Raw genomic sequence first — 26,015 nt, 5'->3', positions numbered from 1 at the left:
CAACGCACGCAGCGCACCTACACCACCTCCGCCCGGGCACGGGTGTGATCGGGGCCACACCCTGGCCACTTTCACCTGTTCGCCCCGATGCCCGCCCCGCCCCCATCGCCCCGCGCACCTGCGCCACCCCGGCCCACCAGCCGCCCCCAGAAGCTCCCTGGAGGCCTGGTGTACGTCACACCCGCCATGCCCGGCCTTACCCGCGTGCGCAGCGGTGCCAAGGCTTTCCGCTACCGTTTGCCCGATGGCCAGTGGCTGCAAGACCCGGACGAGGTCGCCCGCATCAAACGCCTGGCTATCCCACCGGCATATACCGATGTGTGGATTTGTCCCCTGCCCCACGGGCACCTGCAGGCCACGGGGCTGGACGCGCGCGGACGGCGCCAATACCGTTACCACCCGCAGTGGCGCGTGCAGCGCGACGAGGGCAAGTTCGAACACATGCAGGCGTTTGGCCGCGTGCTCCCGCGCCTGCGCAGCCGCGTGGCGCGCGACCTTGCAGCGCACCGCAACGGCCAGCCTCTGACTCGCACGCTGGTGCTGGCCACGCTGGTGCGCCTGCTGGACACCACCTACCTGCGCGTGGGCAATGAGGAATACGCCGCCACCAACCGCTCGTATGGCCTGACCACGCTGCGCACGCGGCATGTGCAACTCAAAGGCAGTCAGCTCAAGCTGCGATTTCGCGGCAAGAGCGGCGTGTTGCAAGAGGTCGAGCTGGACGACCCGCGCGTGGCCCGCGTGGTGCGACGCTGCCAACAACTGCCGGGGCAGGAACTCTTTCAATACGAGGACGAAGACGGTAGCTTGCGCACCGTAGGCTCGGGCGACGTGAACGACTATCTGCGCGAGATCACGGACGGCGCGGCAAACTCAGAAGGTGATCATTTCACTGCCAAGGACTTTCGCACCTGGCACGGCACCACGCAGGCGCTGGAGCTGACGCGCCTGGCCTGTACGCAACCAGTAGCCACCGCCGCCGATAAAAACGTGCGCTACAACGCCAAGGCCATCCTGGCCGAGGTGGCGCGCCAGCTGGGCAACACGCCCGCCGTGTGCAAGAAGTCGTACGTGCACCCGGCTGTGTTGGAGCTGGGCACACGATTGGCATCTGACGCGGGGCCCGGCCTGCAGGCGGTGTGGAATCACATTGGCGGCACCACATCGCCACGGGGCTTGAGCGCGGCGGAGCGCCGACTGCTGGCGTTTCTGCGCAAGCCGCAAAAGCTGCACAAGGCGCGCCCCACCACCAAAGCGTAAGCATGGTGCCGCTGGGGTGTCGCACAAGTGCCGTGCAGGGCCATCGCAGTGAGCGCTGTCTCGCTAAACTGGCATGCTGCGCCTTGTCACCGTCTTTCAGCCCGGCCCCGCGCACAGGCCGGCCCCCAACTCCAGCCTGCCGCCATGCCCACCGCCACCATTGCCTTGCCAGAGTCCGCCCATTCCCTGGCCGACCACCACCTGCAACGCCCGTTCCTCAGCCAGACGGAGCGTGAAGCCATCAACCGAGGCCGCTGGTTCGCGGCACTTACGCCGTCGCTGCGGCATGACATCTTCCGGCTGGGCCGCATCACGCGCTACACACACGGCCAGATGATCGTGGAGCAGGGTGATCTGGCGCAGGACTGGTTTGCCTGTGCCAGTGGTGCCATCCGGTTTCGGCGCACCACGCCGTCGGGCAAGCAGGTGACGCTGGCCTATGTGGAGCCCGGCATCTGGGTGGGCGAGGCCGAGGTGCTGCACCGGGGGCCCAACACCTACGACGCGCACGCCCACGGCCCCACCACGGTGCTGAGCGTGGCCGAGGGCGTGTTCCGCCAGTTGCTGCGCGAACACCCCGAGTTCGGCGAGGCCCTGCTCACGCTGCAGGCACGCCGCATGCGCTACCTGTACTGGATGATGGAAGACATGGCCACCCTGCCCCTGCGCGCGCGGCTGGCCAAGCAGCTGCTGCACGTGCTGCGCCGTTTTGGCGAGCGTGCGGCCGTGCCCGGCCAGCGCGGGGCCATCGGGCTGGCACTGGTGCAGGACGAGCTGGCACAACTGCTGGGCGGCTCACGCCAGCGCATCAATGTGGAGCTCAAGTGGATGGAGCGCGAAGGCATCATCGGCATCCACCAGCGCAGCATCGTCGTCTACCAGCAAGACCAACTCGAAGCGCTGGCGCAGCAGGAATAGCGCGCCGCCTTGCGACCAGCCAATCAAAAACAATAGCACCTTGCGCTTATTGGACAAGCGCTGGCGGTCATTTTTTCTTGAACTTTTAACCACGCCACACCGCGCTGACCCTCAGCGCCCCACCATATTGCCCGGCACCACCCACTGGTCGAACTGCTCGCCCGTCACATGGCCCGAGGCCACGGCCGCTTCGCGCAGGCTGGTGCCTTCCTTGTGCGCCTTCTTGGCGATGAAAGCGGCCTTGTCGTAGCCGATGTGGGTGTTGAGCGCGGTCACCAGCATCAGCGAGCGATCCACCAGTTCGGTGATGCGCTCGCGGTTGGGCTCGATACCCACGGCGCACTGGTCGTTGAAGCTCACCATGCCGTCGGCCAGCAGGCGCACGCTCTGCAGAAAGTTGTGGGCCACCATGGGGCGGAACACGTTGAGCTCGAAGTTGCCCGAGGCGCCGCCGAAGTTGATGGCCACGTCGTTGCCGAACACCTGGGCGGCCAGCATCGTCACCGCCTCGCTCTGGGTGGGATTGACCTTGCCGGGCATGATCGAGGAGCCAGGTTCGTTCTCGGGGATGCTGAGTTCGCCAATGCCGCTGCGCGGGCCGCTGGCGAGCCAGCGCACGTCGTTGGCGATCTTCATCATGCTGGCGGCGAGGGTCTTGAGCGCGCCGTGGGCATGCACCAGCGCATCCACAGACGCCAGGGCTTCGAACTTGTTCGGCGCGGTGACGAAGGGCAGACCCGTGAGGCGCGCCAGCTCGGCGGCAGCCTGCTCGGCATAGCCCTTGGGCGCGTTCAGCCCCGTACCTACGGCGGTGCCGCCCAGCGCCAGCTCGTACAGGTGGGGCAGCGCCGCGCGCACATGGCGCTCGCCATGGTCGAGCTGGGCCACGTAGCCCGAGAACTCCTGGCCCAGCGTGAGCGGGGTGGCGTCCTGCAGATGGGTGCGGCCGATCTTGACGATGCCGTCGAAGTCCTGCGCCTTCTTCGCCAGCGTGGCGCGCAGCTTGGCAATAGCGGGCAGCAGGCGGTGCGTGAGGGCTTCCACGGCGGCCACGTGCATGGCGGTGGGGAACACGTCGTTGCTCGACTGGCTGCGGTTCACGTCGTCGTTGGGGTGCACCAAGCGGCCTTCGCCGCGCTCGCCGCCCAGGAGTTCGCTCGCGCGGTTGGCCAGCACTTCATTGACGTTCATGTTGGTCTGCGTGCCCGAGCCCGTCTGCCAGACCACCAGCGGAAACTCACCGGGATGTTTGCCAGCAATCACCTCGTCAGCAGCGGCCACGATGGCCTCGGTCTTCTGCGCGTCCTGCAGGCCCAGCGCCTGGTTGACCACGGCCGAGGCGCGCTTGACCTGGGCCAGCGCCTTGATGATCTCGCGCGGCTGCTGCTCGCCAGAGATGTCGAAGTTCTGCAGCGAGCGCTGCGTCTGCGCGCCCCAGAGTTTGTCGGCCGGGACTTCGATGGGGCCAAAGGTGTCGCGTTCGGTGCGGGTGGTCATGGACAGCGGTTCTCCAAGTGAAACAACAGGTGCGACCTGGCAACGGGGCCGCGCCCGGCAGAATAATGCAAAAAATAACCATTCTCATTTAATACACTGCACTGCTGGTGCGCAAGCATGCGCTCGTCAGTGTGTGGCAAGCCCCGCTGCAGAGCGCAGAAAAGCGGTGCCGTCATCACTGCCGGTGGGGGCTTCGCTCCGGCCCGCTGTGAGGTCTTGACAAGGCCCCACACCTTCTCGCGCTCAATCGTCGGCTTGTTCTTACACCGCACGGGCGCCAGCGGGCACACCATGGCGGTGCAGCAACTTTCCTCGCCGCGAATCCACGGAGACCACCATGGCCAAAAGCAGCCTGCTTGGCATCGATGCCGACAACCTTTCTCCCCTTCACAGCGCCAAGGGCAACGACAGCCTGGGCCCCAGCGACGCGTCCGACTCGGGCAGCGACAGCACCGGGCTGTATGGCACCGACCCCGACAACGACACCGACCGCTACGGAACCGGCGAACGCGCGAGCGTGGAGCCCGAACTGCAGTTGGAGTCGCGCGACATCCTGCCCGACCATCTGGAATCGATGGACACCGACGACGCCGATGAAAACGGCGATGTGCGGGCGGGAGCCGACCAGTATCCGGCCGATGACCCGGCGGACGACCCGGAGCTGGATCCGGACTCCGGCGACGGTGCCGAAGCGTAAAAGCAAGCCGTGGCCTCCAGCCAGTCTGCCGTTGGGGCTGCTGAGCTTTGAGAGGCGGGCCAGACTGCGATAGCCGCGTTGTCCACAGGTAGTCTGCGCCAAGGCCGCGCCAGCGCCGTGTCAGCAGGGGGGTGGGATAATTGCGGGCTGCGTGCCCCGGCATGCGTTCGTTCCCGCCTCACGACAGAACCACGATGACCACCACAATCCAATACGACGACCTCGTCGAGTCCATTGCTGCCGCGCTGCAGTACATCAGCTACTACCACCCCACCGACTACATCGCCCACTTGGCCCGTGCCTACGAGCGCGAGCAGAGCCCGGCAGCCAAGGACGCGATAGCCCAGATCCTGACCAACAGCAAGATGAGTGCCACCGGCCAGCGCCCCATCTGCCAGGACACCGGCATCGTCAACGTGTTCCTGAAAGTGGGCATGGACGTGCGCTGGGATGGCTTCGATGCTGGCATCGATGGCAAGGCCCGCAGCCTGGACGACGCCATCAACGAAGGCGTGCGCCGGGGCTACAACCACCCCGACAACACACTGCGCGCCTCGGTCGTGGCCGACCCGCAGTTCGCCCGCAAGAACACCAAGGACAACACGCCCGCGGTGATCTTCACCGAGATCGTGCCCGGCAACACCGTGGACATCACCGTGGCAGCCAAGGGCGGCGGCTCGGAGAACAAGTCCAAGATGTACATGCTCAACCCCGGCGACAACGTGGTGGACTGGGTGCTCAAGACCGTACCCACCATGGGCGCTGGCTGGTGCCCGCCTGGCATGCTGGGCATCGGCATTGGCGGTACGGCCGAAAAGGCCGTGCTCATGGCCAAGGAAAGCCTGATGGACGACCTGGACATGTATGAACTGCAGGCAAAGGCCGAAGCCGCCAAGACCGGCGGCCCCGCGCTCGACAAGGTCGAGGAGCTGCGCCTGGAGCTGTTTGAAAAGGTCAACGCCCTGGGCATTGGCGCACAAGGCCTGGGCGGCCTGACCACGGTGCTGGACGTCAAGATCAAGATGTACCCCACGCACGCGGCCAGCAAGCCGATTGCGATGATCCCCAACTGCGCAGCCACGCGCCACGCGCACTTCGTGATGGACGGCTCGGGCCCGGTGTACCTCACGCCCCCGAGCCTGGACCTGTGGCCCAACGTGAACTGGGCGCCCGACTACAACAAGAGCAAGAAGGTCAACCTCGACACGCTGACCAAGGAAGAAGTGGCCAGCTGGAAGCCCGGCGACACGCTGCTGCTCAACGGCAAGATGCTGACGGGCCGCGATGCCGCACACAAGCGTATCCAGGACATGCTGGCCAAGGGCGAGAAGCTGCCTGTGGACTTCACCAACCGCGTCATCTACTACGTGGGCCCGGTGGACCCCGTGAAGGGCGAGGCCGTGGGCCCTGCCGGCCCCACCACCGCCACGCGCATGGACGGCTTCACTGAGATGATGCTGGCCCAGACCGGCCTGATCGCCATGGTGGGCAAGGCCGAGCGCGGCCCGGTCGCCATCGAGGCCATCAAGAAGCACCAAAGCGCCTACCTGATGGCCGTGGGCGGCGCCGCCTACTTGGTCTCCAAGGCCATCAAGGCCGCCAAGGTTGTGGGTTTTGAAGACCTGGGCATGGAAGCCATCTACGAATTTGACGTGGTGGACATGCCCGTGACCGTGGCCGTGGATGCCGGCGGCACCAGCGCCCACATCACCGGCCCGGCCGAATGGCAAAAGCGCATTGCCTCGGGCGAATTCAAGGGCATCGGGGTCGCTGCGGCCTGAGGCCCCGCTCGGCGTCGCCCTGGCGGCAGACTCGACGCTGGTACCAGGGCAATCGCTCTCCCAACCGCCTTCGGGCGGTTTTTTCTTGGGGCTCGCCCAATCCGGCACGAAGGCTGCGTCTTTCCTACAATCCACGCTTTCCTCCAAATGCCAGAGCTTGGTTCCTCGATGCCGCAGGCCTCTTCTCCCATCGGTGTTTTTGACAGTGGCGTCGGTGGGCTGAGCGTACTGCGCGCCCTGCTGGCCGCCATGCCCCACGAACGTTTCGTGTACCTGGCAGACAGCGCCAACGCCCCCTATGGCGAGCGCGGCGATGCCTTTGTGGCCGCCCGCACCCACGCCATCACCGAGTACCTGCGCGAGCAGCACCACATCAAGGCGCTGGTGGTAGCCTGCAATACCGCCACAGCAGCGGCCATCCACGAAGTGCGCAGCAGCCACCCAGAATTACCCCTCGTGGGCCTGGAGCCCGCCATCAAGCCCGCCCTCGCGGTGACAAAGACAGGCCACGTGGGCGTGATCGGCACCCGGGGCACGCTGACCAGTGCGAAGTTCGGCAAGCTCTTGGCCTCGCTGGCTGATCAGGCGCATTTTGTGGTGCAACCCTGTGACGGCCTGGCCCATGCCATCGAGCGCAGCGTGGCGCTGCCAGTGGCCGACCAAGGCAGCCCCGTCCATGCCACGGAGACCGGGGCGCTGTGCGCGCGTTATGTCCAAGCCATGGGCAGTTTTGGCACCGCCCCGGGGCAGATGGACACGCTGGTTCTGGGCTGCACGCACTACATCTTTGTGGCGCACGAGCTGCGCGCACTGATCGGGCCGGGCGTGCAGTTCATCGAGACGGGTGAGCCCGTCGCCCGCCAGACGCGGCGCTTGCTGGAGACTGCGGGGCTAAAGGCCGCGCCCGATGGTGCCGTGGCCACGGATGCACCACGCACCCGCCTGTTGACCACCGGGCCGGTGGCCATGCTTCAGGCGGCTGCAGAGCGCTGGCTGGGTTTGCCAGCAGACTGCTGTGAAACGGTGTCTGTGCCTTGACCAACCGCTGTGTTAGGGCCTGGCGCTTTGCCAGCAAGCGCAAATTGCAAAGTGCCATCAACAAAGTGGCGTTCAACTTTTCTTCTACCCAGAACTAGTTTCAGCAGCAGCGCTCCACAGCCGTTCACCCGCATGCTCCACATGGGTGAGGTACAGGCGCAGGTCGAACTCGTATTGGTGGTACTGCGGCTCCATGTGGGTACACAGTTGGTAAAAAGCCTTGCCGTGGTCCTTCTCACGCAGGTGGGCCAGCTCGTGGACCACAATCATGCGCAGAAACTCGTCGGGTGCCTGTTTGAACATCGACGCAATGCGGATCTCATGCTTGGCCGCCAGCCGGTTGCCCTGCACACGCGAGACCGCCGTGTGCAACCCCAAGGCATGGCGCACCACGTGGATCTTGTTGTCGAAAAGGACCTTGTTGACCGTGCCCGCATTGCGCAGGTACCGCGCCTTGAGTTCCTGCGCGTAGTCATACAGCGCCTTGTCGCTGCGCACCGCATGGGCCTGGGGATACTTGCGCTGCAACATGACCCCCAGCCGCCCCTGAGCAAGCAGATCACGCGCCTGGTCCTGCAAAGACACCGGATAGGAACGCAGATACTGTAGATCGGAGGTCATGTAAAGCACGACAGCTCGAAGAGATCACAGAACTGCGCAGGACCGCCTTGAATCCAGCGCACACGGGCACAAGTCATTGCCACAGCCTGTCGATCAACTTTCGCCACCAGCACATGCAAGGCAACCCCACACGGGGACACCAGTGTGGGGTTGCATGAAAGAATCAGTGCAGGTGGCGCGGACGGCGACCGCCACCGCCACCATGACCACTGCCGGAGCCGCCCCCACCAGGGCCACGCGGCGGTTTTCCAATCTCCAGCGAGTTCACCAGTGCATCAAAGCGCTGGCTGAACAGCTTGTCGATCTCGGCCACCACGCCACCCAGTTCGGCACCATCAAAGTGGCGCTCCATCATGTTGACAACGTCCTGCACCAGCAAATCACGCTGCACCTGCATGATGGCGGCGGGCGTGGGGCCGACGAATAGCATGACGAAATCGTCGCGCGACTCCGCACCCTGCTCTTCCTCGTCCTCGTCGAAATCTGCGTCGTAGAACGTGACTTCGATGGCAGCACCTTGCTCGGCAAGCTCATTGAGGCTCATGCACATTTCGTCCAGAACTTGGCGAAAGTCTTCATCCCCCCGCACCGTCCAGCACATCTGCAGCAAGTGTTCCTGCGCGTCGTATTTGATGCCGGGCTCTTCTTCGTAGGCGCTGGCTGCGCCATCAGCCAGCGAGCGGGCTCCGGCGTACTTCCACAGGGGTTTGAGCGCCTCTTGGAGTTGGTCAAAGCTCACATCAGCGCGCAGCTGGACTTGTCCGTGGACGTGGATTTCGAAGGGAGCGTTGTAACTTGACATGATTGAATCGTAGTGGTGCCCCGAGCCGGGGTCGGATTGCCGCATGCCTATTGGCTTTGGCACCGATTCCGGGGGGAAATTGGGGGGACCTTTTTCTTAAAGCGCTACCTTGCAGCGCCACGATACCCGGATTTTCTCACGGCTCCAAACGGTCCATACCGAGATCGGAGACCCGCTAGGCAGGCCCTGCATCAAACAAGTCTGCCGCTGGCACACGCAGCAGTGCAGCTGCATCCACTTGAGTGCCCTCTAACCACTGGTCGTAATCACTCGGTTCCAACGGGATCACGCTGCGCTTGTCCTGCTTGTCAGCGGCCAGCTTAGGGTCAGGCTTGTGCATGCGCGACATCAACGGGTGTGAATCAGCGTTGATGGTCAACATCGTATAGCTCTCGTGCACCTCGCCCGTGGCCTTGTCCGTCCACGTGTTCCACAAGCCCGCAAGTCCCCAGGGACGGCCATCGGCGCGGCGGAAGCGCCACCACACGTTTTTGCCGCTCTCCCAATTAGGTTCGTCAAAGTCTGCAGCAGGAATGATGCAACGCTGGCCGCGCGCCCAAGGGTGCTTGTAGCTGGCCTTGTCTGCCTGTTCCTCGGAGCGCGCATTGTTGGTCGGGTATTTGAGCTTGGGTTCTTTGGCAAACCAGGGAATCAGACCCCACTGCCCCACCACCAGCTCGCGGCTGTAGCCAGCATCGTCCTTAGCCCGGCGAATGAAAGGGCCTTGCTCGCGTGGAACCAGCGTTGTGTCCCACCAACGAACAGGGTTGCGGCTGCCGATGGCCCACTCGCGTTCCATCTCAGCCATTGCTGGCGGTATGTAGCGGTTGCACATGGCAGCACTGTACACCGATTTTTAGAAACACTGTATGCTTTCCCAGTGTCTGGAGTCCATCATGAAAATCGAGGTTCGCTACTCGTGGCGGTACAAGTGGGGCGGGCGCACGGCGGTGTCCAGGGTGAAGATGACTGAAGAGCAAGCCCGCAGGGAGAACCCCGAGGCTGTGCGCCTGGACGGCACGCGGGAGGAGGTGGCCGTGATGGACCAGCCATGCGAGATCGACCAGGCCAACCTCAATCTGATGGCCCGGAGTCTCGCCAGCAACCCGGTGCGCCTATCCCGACTGCATCGCCCCAAGACCTTGCCGCAAGAGGCCGACTATGTGCCGCTGCCCCTCGCCGCTGTGCTGTACCACGTAAGCGCCCAGGGGGAGGTGTGGACCGTGACATCCACGGCCAGCAGCCCGCACCGGGTGGTGTATCAAGGGCGCGGCCCTGTGTCGGTGGAGCCTGCGTGAGCACGACGGGCGATGGGGCCCGATGCTGCCCCGGGTCTCGTGCGATTCAAGAATGCTCAGTTGGACACTGGTACTTAAGACGGAGCTTGACTAGAAAGAGAGTTGGCATGACGATGAATTTCTGCTCGCGTCAGGGCCGTGCTCGCATGGTATTCGGACAGCAGGACCTGCCATCAACCCAACCGAGGAATTACTAATGCAAACAATTCATCGTGAATTGCAAGCCCTTGCCGAAGATCGCTTTGCTGCTTACATCGACAATGAGGCTCTTGGCTGGGTAGTTTCAAATGTCATCTATGAGCGTGCGAACCAATTGATTGGGGAATTTATAATCGAACCCACAGGGAAATTTGCAATATCTCTCATTAATTTCACATGGAACAACCTCACCGAAGACAGAGCACAGACTTCAATTGGAGCCCATCCTTTCAAGGGCAGCGAGGTATGCGTCTTCTTTAATGCAACCGCCACCATTGAGATTGAGATATTCCGCGCGACAGACAAAAAAATTGCACTTTCTCGAATCAATTACAACCTTTCCAATATCGCCATTTCGATAGAATGCATTGGCGAAAAAATCATCCTCACAGACCCGATTTACCAGCTCAATTTAACAACAATTGAACGCACAGATAAAAATGAAACAGATATTGAACTCGCGCGACTAGAGGGCGTTATTGCGTATTCGATAGTTCCGAAATCAATATCGGAAATTCTGGGAAAAAGATATGAATACAACCTCGAAGAAATTTTCCCAGCATTTAGCTTTGGATCCAAAGTCAATTTGCACGCGATTAATAAAGGCCGATCGCTAGGCATTATTTCCGATGCAAAGATGAATGAGGCAAACAAACCTTGCTTGTGTAACACACCTGATTTAGGGTTGAAGCCAGCGCCTGATTTTGATCCGTCCCATCGTGATGGGCGTTCAGATGGCGTTGGCAAAGGCGGTTTAAGCACACCAACTCCTGATAATAAAGACCCTAATCTGGATTTTGGCAATCGGCGGCGTGGCGGATCTGGGGTTGTTGGCGTTTATTTATCGCAGAATACCGCCTCGGCAATAACCCGAATAGATCGGGCCGCACAAAACATTAATATCAGCGTATCCGACAATGGGCATATTGGCTTTACCGCTGATGTCGAGGTCTCTTTTGGCGAGGCTCAAACCAGCATCGATACTGCAGGCGGCGGTTTGTTTGTGGATCAGACTATCAGTATGGTGGCCAGGGTCGTAATTAATCAGGACCTCTGCTTTGCCAGGATTCCTATTGGCGGGGGTTTTGCCGTATTGGGACCAGGCGAGCCTCCAAACATGCGGCTCGGCTTCTATCCAAAAACTGACAACGCAGGAGGCGTGACCTTGCGCGGTACACTTGTTGCTATTGACGATCTGGATTTTTGGCTAATAGGCGTCACCGTATATAATGCTGTGAGTTTTGGGATTGATTGGATAGTGAAATTTATTGGCGAAAGAGTGATGAATGGCATTCTTGAGCAAAAAATATCATCTGCAATACTAAAAAAATTGAAAGAGCAAATTGCAGCAAATCAATGGCAGCTAATAAATGGCGTTCCTGTAGTCGTCCGAAATGATCGCGTCCAGAAGTTTTCCTCTCCTTTTGATGCGGCTCCGAAGAGTCTTCTCATTAGTTTTGATTATTGGAATGCAGATCGTTGAAAAGACTTCGAAATGTTCTGTAGATTTATGGCTACTGCAAGGGGGTAACTAAAAAAATCCCCCCTTCAAACCCTAGACGGCACCCAGGACACCCGAATCATCAGCGAGCCTGACATGCTGCGACTGATCGTCGGCAGCAAGTTGCCCGCCGCCGAGCGCTTCAACCGCTGGGTGTTCGAGAAAGTGCTGCCAGCATCCATAGAACGGGGCACTACGAGGTGCCGCTGCCCCGACCTGGGCGCGGCGGTGCGCCTGCCCCAGCCTGCCGACTGCATCGCGGCGGCCTCGCGCGGGCTTAGTTTGAGCGGCCCTAGCCCTTGCCAAACCAGCCGTTCACTTCCGGTGCGATCGAGCCAAGAACGACTCCTACCGGTAACCATACGGTGCCAATAAGCGATATCCATACGCCCCCTGTGCTCACCTGCTGAAGTTGCCTCTCAACTCTTTCGATGGCACTGGCACGAAAGTTACGCTCTTCCTTTACTTGAGCTTCCAATTGGCTAATCTCTTTGTCGCGAGCTTGATTCATCCGCTCTGCTTCGCTCAATACCACCTCTAGACCGCGCTCTAGTCGGACGATTCGTAGTTCCAACGTCGCGTGCTCCGGTAACGGCGGCATCACAGAGGACATTCGCCCACGCATCAAAAAAGCGCTCGCCGTGATGCCGACAACGTTGATCACGTGCGGTTCGGCTTTCATAAACCGGGTTAACCAGCTTGCTATATCAGAGTGGACCGCAGGCAACCCGAACTCTCGGCGCGTATCGTTCAGGCCGCGCACCACCGTAAGCACTCCGAGAATTTACATGGCCATCTCACTCCATCGGATGGATGCATCGCTAGCACCGCACCCCCAAACAACTGCAAATGCCAGCACCAGCGGTGCCAGCGTATAGAAGAATCGCCGTGGTCCCACTGCTTTCAGCATGATTGCACGCCTACGCCACTTTTGTGGATCGTGAAATGCCATCACATCTACATTAACTGTTCCGCCACCCGCCCCGATTAGGCCAAGAGTGAAATAGAAAACACGGGCAGGTGGCGGTGATCATAGGCGCGTTATTCCGTCTTCGCCGTCTGCGCATCGACAACTGGCACAGCAGCCGCGGTGCACTGCCCACCGACGGCCGGCGCGTAGCAGAAGGCCCCCAGCTTGAAGCTGGAACAGCCGGACAGCATGACTGCAGCGGCCAAGGCCAAGGCGAGGGTGGTGGAGTGCTTCATGGTGCGTTTCCTTCAGGGTTGACGAGAGGTTGTGAAGTGACGTCTTCGTAGTACGCACCGCCGCCGATGCGTACGCCGAGCCACATAAAGAAGCGCGGCAGAAAGGACACCTCGTTTTTCATTGCGGCGTTAAACACGGCATCGGCCCACTTGCGCGGCCGGTGCTGTGAATACAGGTAGTCGTGCAAGATGGCGCTGCGCCGGGCACGGTTGGCAAACAACAGGTACGCGCCGGGCAAGCGGGGAACGCTGGCCAGGTCGGTGGTGAACCCACGGGGCACCGTGACGATTTCGGCGGGCTTGCCGTCTTCCTCGATGCGCACCGTGAAGTTGTCCACCAGCTCCCATTCGTTGCTGTTGCCCAGGGGCTTGAGCAAGGGGTCGATCAGGAAGGTGACGGTAATCACAGGCCCATCTCCTTGCGCACAGCGCGCCACCGCCGCAAGCGGTCTTCGTACCCATTCAGGCCGCCATTGACCTTGCGCGTGACGGCCTTGAAGTCGTCGGCATCGGCCAGCGGGTTGATGCTGCGGGAATCCCAGTAGTCCCCCGCGCACAGCGCTGCCCATGGCTCGTGGGCGAGCAGCTCGGGGGAGTCCTCGAAGTCCGGCACATGAGTACCCAGGCGCTCGCGCAAGCGGTCGCGCATCTGCGCATGATTGCTGCGGCCGGTGATCTGGATCAGGCCATGCCCCCGGTACCGAAGGCCGTCGCCCGGGTTCACGTTGCCCAAGTCGGCGCGGCCTTCGTACCGCCGCTGCGCGTCCGTTGGTCCCCAGATCTCGGTGGTGTACAGCAGGCCCTCCGACTCATGGCCGATCTGGGCCAGGAACACGCAGATGCGTTTGGGCGTGCTGATGTCGTACGCTTGGCACGTGGCCCGCAAGGGCTCCAGCCATCGCTGCGCGCGGGCGGGTGATGCGCCGATAGCGCGCAGCGCCTCGACGGTGATGAGGTGCATGGGGAACTCCTTTCAGGAATCAACGGACAACAAAAAGCCCGCCTGTGTTGCCACGGGCGGGCTCGGGTGGATCTGGGCTGAGGTGTTGCTAGATCTCGATCTCCACGACGGGGAGCACGGGAGCGGTGCTCTCGATCACGCCGTCGCGCACAAACACGCGCTGGCCTGGGGTGGCATCGCCGCGCACCTGCGCGATGCCGCCGCCTTGCAGTTCGACGGTCGCTATGCCGCCCTCGGTGGCGATCACATCGCCGACCAGCAGCGGGGCATCGGGAAAGATCTCTTTAAAAAGCGCAATGGGGTTCTTCATGGTCTCTACTCCGGGTGGGTCTCCACAGAAAGCACCTGGCGCAGCGTGGGTGAAGACCACTCCAGGGAGGTGGCCCGCACAAAGCCCAGGTGCGTAGTGGAACCGTCCACGTAGCGCACCAAAGCGCCCGGCTTGATGATGCCGGTGGTCTCCAGCACCGGCAGGCGCAGGCTGATGTGGGCCTGCACACCGGTGTTGCCCAGCTCTGCAATGCCGCGCTGCCGGGCCGCTTCCATGTCTGTGATCAGCGGGTGCGTGACACCAGGCGCAACAAGCGTCCCGGCTGTGCCAGCGCGCTTCACACGGCCCTCGATGCCATCAGACACGCCCGTCACAAAAACCCGGTCATATACCGGGCGGCGCAACCACTCGATGCCCTCAACGCTCACCGCTGAGCTGGGCAGTTCAAAGGCGGGTGTCAGGCCGCTCCAGTCCCACGGCGCTGCGGGGTAGCGCGGCAACGCAACCACCGTCTGGGCTGTGTTGTGCGGCTGGATGTACCCGCCTGCAGCACCCGCTATATCCACAAGAGCGGCCATGAATGAGCCCAGGAATGTCCACGCCCCGCCTGGCACCAGCCAATCCGTCATGCGCCAGTCAACATCCCAGCCAAAGGGCACACCGTTGAGCGTGAGCACCTCGCCCATGAGCTGGTGGGCCGTGCGCGCCAAGCTGTTTCCGTGGTTCAACGCCGGGGAGTAAGGCGCGTCCAGCAGCGCGGTGACTCCACGCCCCTTTACGTTGATGCTCGTTTTGCCAAAGCGCCGCTCACGGCTGTAGCTTTCTGCCAGCAGACGGTAGGGCACCCCGTTGATTGTGGCGATCACTTGCACAGGCTCCCCACCAGGGCCGGGGGTGATGAGTGGCAGCGCACTACCGTGAAGCGTGGCGCTCCATTGCCAAGTCCACGAGTCCACGTCCAGCGACATGCCGAAGGTCTGAGTAGGGATGGGCTCGCCATCGGCCCGTGTGATGCTCAAGTTATTGATGGTCATGTACACCCTCTGAATCGGCACAACGACGGTTGCAGGCGGCGGCCCCTGCCCAGGCCGCTGGCACACGAATACAAGCCGACCGTCGCCCAGGGCGAGGTCTGTAAACACAAGCCGCCCCACCGTTGCGGGGTCGTAGCAGGGCTCGCCAGGCGGGTCGATGGGCGGCACTGTGGAGACACCTGCAGGCGGGCGCCGCCCCTCTTGCCAGTGGGTGCGCAGCACCTGACGGATGTGCAGGCCATCGCCCCAGCGGCCAAGCACCGCATGGCGCACAGGCGCGCCGTGCTGCCAGTGCGAGACCAGGCCAGCACGCAGGCGCTCGGTCTCCTCCCAGCGCGACAGCGCAGCGCCACGGCGTGGGGTGCCTTGCTGCCAGGCTGCAGCGACTGCTGCGCGCATGCGGTGGCTCTCTTGCCAGCCGGAGACCACTGCGTTGCGCACCCGGATGCCCTCTTGCCAAGCGGCAGCAACGGCAGCGCGCAGGCGCTCGCTCTCTTGCCACCGGGTATCGACTGCTGCGGCAATGCGCTGGCCCTGCTGCCAAGTGGCAGCGACAGCGGCACGCACCGGCTGGCCGCCCTGCCAGGCTGTGGCAAGACCTGCAGCAACGGGCCGCGCCTCTTGCCAGCAGACTTGCACCTCGGCACGCATGCCCCGGCTGACATTGGCATCCCATGCAAGCCCGATGGTGCCGTCGAGACCGGGCAACTCAACGTCGATGCTGAGCAGAGATCCGGCGTGCATCGTGAGCATGCCCAGGCCGGGCAAGTCGCCGTCAATGCTGAAGACAGCATCCGGGACAACAACCGTTCCGCTGTCGCCGAAGACAAGCCGCCCAGAGCCGTCAGCAGGGGCCGTGAAGACAAGTTTTGCGTCAATGTCCACATCGCTACCCCAGCAACGCCTGCGCCGAGAGCGCCACAACGCCGCCCTCATAGATGATCATGGTCTCGGTGCCCTGCAACTTGATGGGTCCCGGCCCCGCTTCGTTGGTCACATCCGCGCCCCAGATCGCTACGCCGCTGCCGTCGCACCACTCCCCCCAAGTGGGCGTGCCGGTAACTTGCACAAGGTCGTTTGTGAGCGATGGCAATAGCTGGATACGCCCCTCGACAGTGATAGTCCCGCAAGGCTTCGCAAGTGTCCTCACACCCAGCATCGTGCCCCCCGCCTCGGTGTACAGCTTGATGACGGACGGACCTGCGCCAGCGTCTGCAAGATCAATGCTCGCCTGATTGCGAGCTGCTCTGTGTGCAATGCTGATCGTCATACAGCCTCCACGGCACGCACAGGGCCTGCGCCCGTGGCCTTGTGGTTGCGCAGCGGGTCTATGCCCACAGCGATGTAGTCCACGCCCAGCTCCAGCCCGGTTGCTGTGTAGTAGCCCGCCTGGTTGCTCCAGCCCTCCCACGCCTTGTAGCCATCGGCCAGGCGCAGCAGCCACACGCGGCCCATGGCGAACGGCGACTCGGGCGAACTGGGGGTGGCTTTGAACATGACCCGATCAGTGATCACGCCACTGGTTGGGTTGCGTTGCCGCAAGTCATCGCGCAAGCGCCACAACGCGGGCACCGAGGCGGCTATCGAGAACCGCTCAGAGGCGCTGCCCTGTACATAGCCGGGCAGCGGCTGCAAGCTCGATGGTGTGGTGAGCTGAGCCATCAGCGCCATGGCCCGGTAAGGTCGACAAACGCGATTCCCGTCACGGGGACCACGGCACTATCGCCTGTGCCCACGGCCAGCAGGCGACGCGCGGCCCAATCACCAGAACCAACGAGGGTGTCACCAGGGGCAAAAAAAGCAGCAACCCCTGATTGCGGCACGTACAGGACTCCTGGGACGGTGCACCGTGGAGGCGATCCGGCGGATTGCTCTTTCAAGAACACCCTCGCAAGCTTGATCTGGCCATCGACGGCAGAAGGGGCGACACCACCAAAGCCATCCGCGCCCGACACTGCCGTAGCCCCCCCTGTAAAGGGCACGACAGTCATCAGCTGCGCTGCCCCGACAGCCGCAAATGCACGGGGCGAACAGCACAAGCCGCCCGTAGACGACGTAGCCCCTCCGGACAAAGCGCCAGTATTTAAAGCTGAATTGTTCGCAGAGCCGTTCGCTGACAAAAACGTGCTCCAGACATCCCCCGAAGGTGCCATTGGCAATGGGTCGCCGAACCCACGCACATTGCTGATACGGTTGACCGTGGAATTATGTGACCCTGCCTCTACCCCCCAAAGGACTGCACGCGAGTCAGCGGCCATTGCGTAGCGCACTGCAGCGGCGCTTGCCAAGGTAGATTTGTGTACATAGCCACCGCCCGATAGCATCGCCGCAGTCGGAAAAGGGCCTGCGCCTGTGTCCACGTCGGTCATGGTTTCGTAGCCGACCACCCGCGCAGTCATCGTGCCGCTGTCATCAATGCGCAGGTAGTGGCCGCTCCCCTGCACATCTGAGGATTTGAAAGCTGCTTTGTTCGTGCCGACAAAGGGCTTGCTCCAGTTGCCCACAGGCGCATAGCGGCAGGTGATTGTCGTGCCCGTGGTAGCCACACCATCGGGCGCGTCGGTCTCGAACGTGATGCTCTTGTTGGTGTGCGAAAGCACACGCGCCTCGCCATTGAGCGCTGCAGGCGTGGTGGCACCACCAAACAGCACCACGGCGTGGTCTTCAAAGAACACGCCTTCGGGAAACTCTGCCGTACCCACGCCGCCGCTTACCGAAACGCTGATGGCGTTGGCCGACCCCCAGCCTGTGTTTAAAAACGCATCCAGCGCAGCAATAAACGTCCCTGCGGTGCCGCTGATCTGCGGCGCGCCGCGCATGGTGTTGGTGACCCATTTGACGGGGTAGGTGAATGCCATGGTGTGGTCCTTTTGGAATCAATTGGTCGGTGAATCAGTCAAAGCTGCTGCCGGGGTCGCGCGCCACGTCGCCGCGTTGCACAAGCCACGCGCTGTCGTCAATGCCGACTGGCGAGCCCGGCTGTGTGCAGCGCACGCAGTCAATCGCGGCCTCTGCGCCGATGGTGTCGATGAAGAGCACGTTGCCGCTCACCCAGCCGGAACCCCAGCCAGAGGATGGAACGGTCATGTAGGGCGCACCCGCAGCAAGGTTCATTGGCGAGAAGTCCGCGTTGATATTGCCGCTGGCGATCTGCCCAAAGCGCTGGCCGATCAGGTCAAACACCTGGCCGTCCGACCGAAAGCGCAGCGCCCAGCGCTCGGTGATCGCCCCCCGGTTGGTGACCACAATGGGGTGCTGCCCGCTGGCGAACGTGCCGACCGCTTCTCCCTTGCTGGGGTCCACCCCGTCATACCAGGTTGTGCCGTTCCAGCTCGCTTGGTCGTAGACCCGGCTCACCCGAGCGAAGCGGTCTCCAAAGCGCAGCGCAGTCGAGAACACCGCCCCAACCGGGAAGCCATAGCCCACAGGCTGAGTAAGCCGCACCTTGCCGTCTATACGCACTTCGGCGATCTGGCGATACACCTCCGTGCGGCCGAGCACCTTCACTCCCCCGGCCGGGTAGCCGGTCAGGTCATTGAAAGTGACGGTGCCCCCGTCAAGGTCAGCGGTGTAGCCCGTGTAGATCTCGGCCTGGGTGACTGCATCAATGACCTGCGCGAACGACAGGCGCTCTGCGCCCAGGTCGTACACATGGCCCACGGTAGGCACGAACGTCACGCCACCATGCAGCACACCGATCACACACAGGTCGCCCGGGCGTGCGTATGCCACACGACCATCGGCGGGCAGCGCTGCAGGGTCCAAGCCCATCAACGTGATATCGACGGGCAAGTAAATAAAGCTCACTGCCGAGTAGCGCAGCGTTGTGGGGTCCACCGGCCACGGCCGCCAGATCCGGCCAGCTTGCACCGCGCCCACGTCGGCCGCGCTGTACCACCACTCGGTCTTGTCGGCCGCAGTCAGGTCCGCATCCAGCACGAAGTCACCAAACTGCAGCTCCACGCCACCGCGGGAGAACTCCACCTTGCCGCGCATGTGCGCGCCCGTAATTGCACCCTGGTTGTCCACATTGGCGGTCAAGGTGTCGCCGCGCAGATCCACAACCGACAGCACGAAGCCACCAGGGCCTGGGCGCAGCGGCGCCATATCGGTGCTGAAGAACAGCGAGGCGGTGCTCCACTGGCCCTTTTGCGTCCACAGGCTCAGGAGCTGGAAGTCGGTGGGGCCGGTGCCGCCCACCACCCAGCCCGTCATTGTTGCGACCCCGGCCGCATAGTCCAGCCGGCCGCTGGCAATGCCTGCAGAAACATCGGTGCGGTCGCGGTACACCACGCCCTCGAAGTCGCTGTAAATCTGGCCCATCCAGCGGAACTGCACCGAGCCGGGCACGATGGAGTCCGTGGTGTAAGGCGCCAGGTCGATGGCCATGGGCGGCATCTCCAGCGCCTGGGTGCGTGTGGCCGGGGCGCTGGCGCCCACGCGGTAGCGTGCAATGACGGTCGATGCGGCAAGCACCTCTTCGCCGACCGATGCCGTGCCGTATTCGCCGCCTTTGCGGGCGTTGCTGTTGCTGCTGCCCTCGCCGTCCGTGACGGTGCGCTCGAACTCGACGGCGTCGTCGTAGTCGCTCTTGTAGGCCGTGGTGCTGCGGTCAAACGAGACCACTTTAAGCACAACGGTTTTGCCCACGTAGTTGACGGTGCCCAGGCCGTTGGCAAGGTTGCCCGCGCCATCGTCGGTGACAGTTCGGGCCGCAACGATGCGGCCGTCGTTTGTGGTGCCGGTTTCTTCGCTGTCGGTCGCGCTGCTCCCGTTCGTGACTTTGATCGTGAAGGGGCGTTGAACGTATTTGATTGCCATGTCAGTCAGTCCTTAGCTGGAACGCGGCCAGTTGACGCCGCCGCCCGAAGACGCGGGCTCGTAGTATTCGGGCACGCTGCGGATGGTGTAGGTCACATCCGTCTTCTTGGTGGCCGTGGTGGTTGTCAGCTTGGCCCCGGCCGTGGCGCTGGTGTTGCGGGCGGTGATCCATGACAACGCCAGCGTTCCAGCCGCAGGCTGCTGGGCCAGCGCCAGGGTGATGAAGCCGCCCGCGTCGGGGGCGCCAGGGGCTAGGTTCTCGGTGACCAGCGCATCCACCTGGCATTCGATCTGCAACTCGGCCCCCGGATCGGGCATGAATGTGGGGCGCAGCAAGACGCTGCGGCTTGGGTAGTCAACCACGCCCGTCGCGGCACCGGTCAGGGCGCCCGTGCCGTTGTCGGTGACCGTGCGCAGCACACCGCCGCTGGGATACGTCACACTCAGGGCGCCCGGGATGATCCGGTCAAACTCTCCCTCGCTATCGATCATGAAAGCGAACTCAGGCGCGCGAACTTGAGCGCCTTGAGCACTGCGGTCTGTGTACGCCAGGCGCGTGCCGTGAGTGATCGTGATGTCGCTGCCGATGTCGGGCAGGAAACTGAGGGTGTAGTTCAAGGCGCCGGTGAGGTAGCTCACCGCGCCGCCGCCAGCGCCAACCAAGCGGCCAGTGCCATCGTCGGTGATCGTGTACTTGGTCCCCATCGACCAGTAGTCAATGAACAGCGTGCTGGGCTCGGGCAGCGGGCGGAGCTGGTCCACATAGATCCGGCCCACGTTCTCCTCGCCAATCTTGACGCGCTTGGTGTGGGGGGTAATGCCGACTTCGACCTTGCGGGGCACCGTAGCCAGTGTGATGACCTGGCGCGCGCTGGGGCGCTGGTCCACCGTGGCGGACTCGGTGCGGCTATTCGGCACGATCTGCGTTGTGATGCTGTCAACGTTGATCCAGCTGTCTGTGATCTGTGTTTCAACGGTCAGGCGGCCAGCGCCGTAGAACATGCCTGTGTCGCTGTAGACGGTCTCACGCAACGCGGACTTGGTGGACTGGCGCGCATAGGTGCGCGAGGGCGGCGAGCCTGGGAAGTCGTACAGCAGCCCGTCGAACAGCTCGCAGGTGGTGACCTGGCCCTCAAAGTCGATGAGCGTATTGCCTACGATCTCGGTGAAGATGCGCGTCTCTGTGGCCGTGGACTTGATCTTGACGCGCTGGCGGCGCTCGCCGGCCAGGCCTTCCTGGTACACCAGCACATAGGTGCGGCCAATGACGGGCGGCTTCATGCCGGGGCGCTGCAGCAGCGTGACGCTGCGCATGGTGACAAAGTGGTTTTCCAACAAGTAGCCCGACCACTCTGTACCGGGCGACATGCCCGCCTCGATGCGCCGGGCGATATCGGCGCGCGTGGCGAACGGGTCTTTGAGCGAGAGCAGCGTCACGCTCACATTCGGATCTGCGGGCGGCTGCGCCAGGATCACGTTGGAGCCCATCAGCGCTGCGCGGTCGGTGTTGCGCAAGATACCGAAGATTTGATAGATCTCGACACGGCCCACAGTGCGGGTCTCTTCGGACAGGTCCGGGAAGATTTCGTTCGACCTGCCCGATGTGAGCAGCTGCGCCGAGGGTGGCCCGCCGCCTTCGGGCACGTCGGCCATGTTTGCGCTGCGCGCCAGGCGGATATCGCCAGCAAGTAGTGGCATGGGTTAGATCTCCAGAAAGTTCAGCTCAAGGCTGCAGTAGTAGTCTTCTGGCTCGGGATCGCTGTAACCGATCACGGGCTCGACTTGCTTGATGGCGTTGCTTTCTTCTGCAGTGCCGTGGTCAAAAATGACGGTGCGCGCCACGCCGTTGTGGGTGAGGGTGAATTGCTGCCCGGGCAGCGCAGCCCAGGCGTACAGGGTTTCGAGCCCGGAGCGCAAGATCCACGCGAAGTTCTCCTTGCCAACAAGGGTGATGGGCCTGCCGCCAACGCGCGAGCCCACATCGATGAGCAGTGCGCCCGTGAGGCTGCGTTCTGTTGCTTGCGCTACAGGGGACCAGCGAAACTCGTTGACCCACAGAAGGTCTTCCGGCAGCTCCAGGGTGGTAGCGCCTTTGGTGAGGGTGATTGCCATGGTGTTGTCTGCCTATCGACCGGACACGCTCTTGCCATCGGCAAGGGCCGTCATGAACTTTTCCAAGGCAGCGCGGCCTGATGGGTCGGTGTTCACAACCCCCAGGTCTTGCCCGTTGAAATGCAGGTGCACTGGCACGCCATTGCTTTGCTGCGAGACACCGCTGCCGCTGGAGCGACCGCTGCGGCTGTCTTGCTGATCGTCTTCAGCATCGCCACCTGCGCGACCAGAGGCCGAGCGGCCCCGACCGGAGCGGGGCTTGGCACCATCCGACTTACCTTCTTTTTCCAAAGCGGCTTGCAGCTCCCGCTCAATGCGGTCCAGCTCGGCGGCGATGTTGCGTTGCTCCAGCAGGCTCTGCTTGCTGCGCATGTTCCCGTAGTTCTTCTGATAGGCTTGGAGCTGCAGGCGCAACTGCCACGCTTTCATGGCCAGGTCGTTACCCACGGCCTCCTCGCCATAGCGGGCGGCGATCTGTTGATTGATGTCCGTGTCGTTCACCCCGGCATAGCGGATGTCGCGGGACTTGCCGATCAGGTCGGAGCCATCGCCCACCGTGTATTTGTCTTTGTCGCCACCGGGAACAAGGCGGTGTTTGTCGTAGATTTTTTCGAGAGCTTTGGCGTTGGCCGCAGCGGCAGCCGCTGCCCCGGCCATGTCTCTATACCCCCCAGCCGCGCCACCGGCTGCACGGCCTACGCGGTGTGTGGCCTCTTCGGCATCGCGCATGGAGCGCACGATGGTGCGACCGCTCTGATCCACTTCGACCTTGAGGCCCGCCGCAGCAGCCTGCGCCGCGATGTTGGCGTCAACAATGCCGCGATTGGCCTCCACCATGCGCTGAATCATGGCGAGGGCCGCCAGCTCCTTGCGGCGCTGCCAGGCAAGATAGGACTCACCCTCTTGGGCGCCAGCCTGGGCGATCACGGCGTACGCCCCCCGAGCTTCGGTGGCTGTGCGCTGCAGGCTGGCCGAAGACTCCAGTCCCAGTCGCTTCATGGCCTCAGCAACGCTGTTGATGCCAGGCGTGGCCTGATCAAGTGCGGCTTTCAACTCCTCGGCCTTCTGCCTGGCTTGATCCAGCAGGCCATCGGCCACCTTGTCACCCAGCGCCCTGCGCACCTGTTCGATACGGGCGCGGAGTTCGTCCAGGGCCTTCTGGCTGTCTGCCGTGTTGATGGCCTGGGTGAAGCTGGCGGCCAGCACACGCCCGGCATCTACACCTTGCGCCTTCAAACGGTCAAGGCCACCGATGACGACATCGAGATCATTCAACGCGCTGCGCGATGCAGTACCGATCTTGCCCTGCAGCTGGTCGAACTCCAGCCCCGTGCGTTTGACCGCTTCACGCAGGACGTTGTCCATCATCTGGGACACGCGCTCAGACTCGCGGCCCGCAGCCTCAAGGGTTGACTTGAGGCGATCGCGCAGGTCGTTGAGCACCGTTTCGGATGCGCCGTTGGTGATGGCCTGCTGCAGCTGGTCCTGCAGCTTCTTCGCGTCTTGCGCAGCAGCAGTAAAGGCAGTGCGGGCGAGCACTTCGAACTTGGCAAGGTCTTGCCCATCGAGCGCCTTTGCCCACGCGGCCTGAAACTCACTGGCCGTCAGCTTGCCGTCTGCCAGCAGCTTGTCGAGCACGGCAGAGGCGGTGCGGATGCCTGGGGAGTTCGACAAGTCAAAATCCTTGCCGATCTTGCCGACCGCATCAGCGACAGAGTCGCCCGAGGTGCGCAGCTTGTCGAACTCTGCGAGGAGGCCCACGCTCTCCTTGGTCAGGTCGAAGGCCCGGTTGCGAGCGTCGGCCATCTTGTCGTTCTGCAACTGCAAGGCCGCCGCCTGAGCCTTGCGTGCCTCTGTATCACGAACGACCGCCTCGGTGGCTGCGCGCTGTTGGGCTTCGTACCTCTTGATGGTCTGCCCGGCCTCTGTGAAGCCCAAACCCCATTCGACTACGGAAGTGATCCCCTTCCGGATCTCGCCGTTGAACAGCACAACCGTGGCGATCAAACCCACCGGGCCGCCCAGCAAGCCGGTGACGCCACGCACCGCGCCCCCCAGAAGGCCGAATGCTGCGGTCTTGGCACCCGTTGCTGCCGTGTTCGCCACAGCCGCCGCCGTGGCCGCTGTGGTGGCCTTGGTGGCCTGGCCCGTGAAGGTGGCAATCGACGCCCACGACGCGGCATTGGCGGTGCGCGCGGCTGTGGACGCCGTGGTGGCGGCGATGTTGGCGGTTTGCGCGGCGGTGTTGGCAGCGTGGGCAGCGGCATTGCCCACCTGCGCCGTGGTGTTCGCAGCCACTGCGAGGGTGTTCTTTTCGACAGCAGCCGTGGCCGATAGGGTCTTGAGCGCCCAGGCGCCAAAGTCAGCAGCCAGGCCCGCGATCTTGATGGCCGCCCACAGCTTGCCTGCAGCACTGAGGGTGGTCACCAGGGTGTCAAGGTTGCTTGCCAGCGCGTTGATCACCTTGGCAGCGTTTGCGCTGCTCACCAAGCCGTTGTCCGCCTGGCCGACATAAAGCGTCCACTGCGTGGTGAGGTTCTGCAGAGCACGGCCCACTGTGGGCGGCAGCTTGGAGAACTCGTTTGCCACAACGTCGGCCTGGCCGCGCAGCGCTTTCATCACCACTTCGGCAGTGAGGGCGCCCTGCCCGGCCAGGTTGCGCAGCTCGCCAGTCGTCACACCCAGGCCGTTGGCCATGGCTTGTGCAAGGCGCGGCGCCTGCTCCATCACGGAGTTGAACTCTTCACCGCGCAGCACACCCGACTGCAAGCCCTGGATGAGCTGCGTGATCGCGGCCCTGGATGAGTCGGCCGAGCCGCCCGATAGCTGGATGGCCTGATTGATGGTTTCAGTGAGGCGCAGGGCGTTGTCTTGCGCGAGTTGGGCAGACTGGCCGGCCTCTGTCCCTGCCTTCGCCAGGCGCGCGAACAGCGTGCCGGTTTCATTGAGCGCGGTGTTCGTGCGCAGGGCAACTTGTGTCACCCCATCAAAAGCTGCCTGGAACAGCGGGCCTTCGCCCGTTGCCAGCTTCACGCGGGCTTCGAGGTTGCGGAACTCGTCGGCGGTGTCTGCCACGCTCTTGGCAAGGCCCCCGGCATAGCTGCCGCCCAGCGCCACAGTAGCGATCTGCTGAATGCGCTGCAGCTGGGTGCTGATGGAGGTCATGCCCTCGCGCAAGGTGCGCTGGTTTTGCGCTTGCACCTGTGTGGACTGGGTGGAGGCGGAGGCGGCCTGTTGGTAGGCGGGGGCCAAGGCGGCCACTTCCTGCCGCACCTGAGCGACCGCACTGCGCAGACCTGCCTCGGCCTGCGCGAGGTTGGCCGTGCTGATGCCAACTGCCTGCATGATCTCGCGCGTCTCGGTGAGCGCGCGGCGCTTGTTGCCCAACTCGGTGCTCAAGCGCACCGAGGAACCGATAGCCAGGTCATATTCCTTGCGCAGCGCGGCTTCGGCGTTTTGGGCTTGGGTGGTGGCCTGGGCCGTGCTGCGCAGTGCGGTCTGTTGGGACTTGACCTCTGCCACTGCGGCCTTGATGCCATCTTTGAGGCCCGCCACCGTGGCTTTGTATTCGTCGGTCCGGCGCGCTGAGCCCTGTGTTTCCTCGCGCACAGCCTTGAGCGCATCGCGTTTGCTCTGCAGAGCCGTGCGAGCCTGTTCCAGTGCCGTTTGGGCTGCACGCTCAGCAACGGCCAGGGCTTGGGTTTGGGCCGTTGCCTGGGGCAATTCGGCGCCCAAGCGGTCAACCTGCTCGGTTGCCTTCTGCAGTGCAGTCCCAAGGTCGACAGACTCACGCTTCAGGGCTTGGAAGTTCTCGACCGCCCGTTGCTTGGAAGCGAGCGCCTCAAGCGCCTGCGCGGCCTGCAGCGCCCCGTCTTTAAGGTCGCCCTCTAAAACGTCACCCACACCGCGCAGCGTCTTGGCGAGCGCCTCGGCATCGGCCTCACCCTTGACGGCGGCTTCGATGTCGTATTTGATCTTGGGATCGGCCATTTTGGAGGA

General features: G+C 63.0%; 24 protein-coding genes and 1 pseudogene. 8 read left to right on the top strand and 17 right to left on the bottom strand.

The features are described 5' to 3' along the window. Positions 1 to 87 precede the first annotated feature (87 nt). Both KW832_RS07295 and KW832_RS07290 read left to right on the top strand, forming a co-directional pair. A complete protein-coding gene (locus KW832_RS07295; RefSeq protein WP_218299395.1) occupies positions 88 to 1,260 on the top strand; it encodes a DNA topoisomerase IB in 1,173 nt (390 codons plus the stop codon). 144 nt (positions 1,261 to 1,404) lie between these two features. Beyond that, positions 1,405 to 2,178, top strand: coding sequence for a Crp/Fnr family transcriptional regulator (locus KW832_RS07290; protein ID WP_121508750.1), 774 nt, complete (start codon positions 1,405 to 1,407; stop codon positions 2,176 to 2,178). A 111-nt stretch (positions 2,179 to 2,289) separates the two neighbouring features. On the opposite strand, the gene fumC is transcribed toward KW832_RS07290, so the two are convergent. Beyond that, positions 2,290 to 3,675 (bottom strand): class II fumarate hydratase, encoded by a 1,386-nt coding sequence (gene fumC / locus KW832_RS07285; protein WP_218299394.1) that lies wholly within the window; start codon positions 3,673 to 3,675, stop codon positions 2,290 to 2,292. 337 nt (positions 3,676 to 4,012) lie between these two features. Between fumC and KW832_RS07280 the strand changes: the two genes are divergently transcribed. From KW832_RS07280 to murI, 3 genes are all read left to right on the top strand, one after another. After that, positions 4,013 to 4,372: a hypothetical protein gene (locus tag KW832_RS07280; RefSeq protein WP_255577561.1), complete on the top strand. Its 360-nt coding sequence runs from the start codon at positions 4,013 to 4,015 to the stop codon at positions 4,370 to 4,372. A 194-nt stretch (positions 4,373 to 4,566) separates the two neighbouring features. Further along, positions 4,567 to 6,153: a fumarate hydratase gene (locus tag KW832_RS07275; protein ID WP_218299393.1), complete on the top strand. Its 1,587-nt coding sequence runs from the start codon at positions 4,567 to 4,569 to the stop codon at positions 6,151 to 6,153. 168 nt (positions 6,154 to 6,321) lie between these two features. Continuing rightward, positions 6,322 to 7,191, top strand: a complete 870-nt coding sequence (gene murI, locus KW832_RS07270) for a glutamate racemase (protein ID WP_218299751.1) — start codon at positions 6,322 to 6,324, stop codon at positions 7,189 to 7,191. Between the two features lie 84 nt (positions 7,192 to 7,275). Here murI and KW832_RS07265 read toward each other — a convergent pair whose 3' ends face one another. The 3 genes from KW832_RS07265 to KW832_RS07255 form a co-directional block, all read right to left on the bottom strand. Further along, positions 7,276 to 7,812: a M48 family metallopeptidase gene (locus KW832_RS07265; RefSeq protein WP_218299392.1), complete on the bottom strand. Its 537-nt coding sequence runs from the start codon at positions 7,810 to 7,812 to the stop codon at positions 7,276 to 7,278. Positions 7,813 to 7,975: 163 nt separating this feature from the next. Next, on the bottom strand, positions 7,976 to 8,614 hold the full coding sequence (locus tag KW832_RS07260) for a DUF6806 family protein (RefSeq protein ID WP_055399525.1): 639 nt from the start codon (positions 8,612 to 8,614) through the stop codon (positions 7,976 to 7,978). 175 nt (positions 8,615 to 8,789) lie between these two features. After that, positions 8,790 to 9,449 (bottom strand): SOS response-associated peptidase, encoded by a 660-nt coding sequence (locus KW832_RS07255; RefSeq protein ID WP_218299391.1) that lies wholly within the window; start codon positions 9,447 to 9,449, stop codon positions 8,790 to 8,792. 61 nt (positions 9,450 to 9,510) lie between these two features. On the opposite strand from KW832_RS07255, the gene KW832_RS07250 reads away from it, so the two are divergent. The 3 genes and pseudogenes from KW832_RS07250 to KW832_RS25875 all read left to right on the top strand — a co-directional run. Continuing rightward, complete coding sequence (locus KW832_RS07250; protein WP_218299390.1) at positions 9,511 to 9,912, top strand: hypothetical protein; 402 nt, start codon at positions 9,511 to 9,513, stop codon at positions 9,910 to 9,912. Positions 9,913 to 10,108: 196 nt separating this feature from the next. Then, positions 10,109 to 11,593, top strand: coding sequence for a hypothetical protein (locus tag KW832_RS07245; protein WP_218299389.1), 1,485 nt, complete (start codon positions 10,109 to 10,111; stop codon positions 11,591 to 11,593). An 81-nt stretch (positions 11,594 to 11,674) separates the two neighbouring features. Further along, a pseudogene (locus KW832_RS25875) lies at positions 11,675 to 11,986 on the top strand (Bro-N domain-containing protein); the annotation flags it as partial. Here KW832_RS25875 and KW832_RS07235 read toward each other — a convergent pair. The 13 genes from KW832_RS07235 to KW832_RS07175 form a co-directional block, all read right to left on the bottom strand. Then, entirely contained in the window at positions 11,904 to 12,293 is a 390-nt protein-coding gene (locus tag KW832_RS07235; protein ID WP_218299388.1) for a hypothetical protein, read from the bottom strand. The pseudogene KW832_RS25875 and the gene KW832_RS07235 sit on opposite strands and share 83 nt — an antisense overlap. 359 nt (positions 12,294 to 12,652) lie before the next feature. Further along, positions 12,653 to 12,817 (bottom strand): hypothetical protein, encoded by a 165-nt coding sequence (locus tag KW832_RS07230; protein WP_218299387.1) that lies wholly within the window; start codon positions 12,815 to 12,817, stop codon positions 12,653 to 12,655. Continuing rightward, positions 12,814 to 13,224, bottom strand: a complete 411-nt coding sequence (locus tag KW832_RS07225; protein WP_218299386.1) for a DUF1353 domain-containing protein — start codon at positions 13,222 to 13,224, stop codon at positions 12,814 to 12,816. Before KW832_RS07225 ends, KW832_RS07230 begins: the two co-directional genes overlap by 4 nt. Further along, positions 13,221 to 13,778: a glycoside hydrolase family 19 protein gene (locus KW832_RS07220; RefSeq protein ID WP_218299385.1), complete on the bottom strand. Its 558-nt coding sequence runs from the start codon at positions 13,776 to 13,778 to the stop codon at positions 13,221 to 13,223. The genes KW832_RS07225 and KW832_RS07220 overlap by 4 nt, the downstream gene beginning before the upstream one ends. An 88-nt stretch (positions 13,779 to 13,866) precedes the next feature. Next, positions 13,867 to 14,088: a hypothetical protein gene (locus tag KW832_RS07215; RefSeq protein WP_218299384.1), complete on the bottom strand. Its 222-nt coding sequence runs from the start codon at positions 14,086 to 14,088 to the stop codon at positions 13,867 to 13,869. A gap of 5 nt (positions 14,089 to 14,093) precedes the next feature. Further along, positions 14,094 to 15,968 (bottom strand): DUF4684 domain-containing protein, encoded by a 1,875-nt coding sequence (locus KW832_RS07210; protein ID WP_218299383.1) that lies wholly within the window; start codon positions 15,966 to 15,968, stop codon positions 14,094 to 14,096. Positions 15,969 to 15,972: 4 nt separating this feature from the next. Beyond that, positions 15,973 to 16,353 (bottom strand): hypothetical protein, encoded by a 381-nt coding sequence (locus KW832_RS07205; RefSeq protein WP_218299382.1) that lies wholly within the window; start codon positions 16,351 to 16,353, stop codon positions 15,973 to 15,975. Beyond that, positions 16,350 to 16,754, bottom strand: a complete 405-nt coding sequence (locus KW832_RS07200; RefSeq protein WP_218299381.1) for a hypothetical protein — start codon at positions 16,752 to 16,754, stop codon at positions 16,350 to 16,352. Before KW832_RS07200 ends, KW832_RS07205 begins: the two co-directional genes overlap by 4 nt. Next, positions 16,745 to 17,941 carry a hypothetical protein gene (locus KW832_RS07195; RefSeq protein WP_218299380.1) on the bottom strand — a complete coding sequence of 399 codons (1,197 nt, stop codon included), beginning with the start codon at positions 17,939 to 17,941 and terminating at the stop codon, positions 16,745 to 16,747. Before KW832_RS07195 ends, KW832_RS07200 begins: the two co-directional genes overlap by 10 nt. Positions 17,942 to 17,975: 34 nt before the next feature. Next, entirely contained in the window at positions 17,976 to 19,904 is a 1,929-nt protein-coding gene (locus KW832_RS07190) for a hypothetical protein (protein ID WP_218299379.1), read from the bottom strand. Positions 19,905 to 19,916: 12 nt separating this feature from the next. Next, positions 19,917 to 21,602, bottom strand: coding sequence for a hypothetical protein (locus tag KW832_RS07185; RefSeq protein WP_218299378.1), 1,686 nt, complete (start codon positions 21,600 to 21,602; stop codon positions 19,917 to 19,919). 3 nt (positions 21,603 to 21,605) lie between these two features. Then, a complete protein-coding gene (locus KW832_RS07180) occupies positions 21,606 to 22,016 on the bottom strand; it encodes a hypothetical protein (protein WP_218299377.1) in 411 nt (136 codons plus the stop codon). Between the two features lie 12 nt (positions 22,017 to 22,028). After that, positions 22,029 to 26,006 carry a tape measure protein gene (locus KW832_RS07175; protein ID WP_218299376.1) on the bottom strand — a complete coding sequence of 1,326 codons (3,978 nt, stop codon included), beginning with the start codon at positions 26,004 to 26,006 and terminating at the stop codon, positions 22,029 to 22,031. Positions 26,007 to 26,015: the final 9 nt, after the last annotated feature.

Source organism: Acidovorax sp. sif0632 (genome assembly GCF_019218805.1).
Lineage (GTDB): Bacteria > Pseudomonadota > Gammaproteobacteria > Burkholderiales > Burkholderiaceae_C > Acidovorax > Acidovorax facilis.
This window is presented reverse-complemented; position numbering and strand designations above follow the sequence as displayed.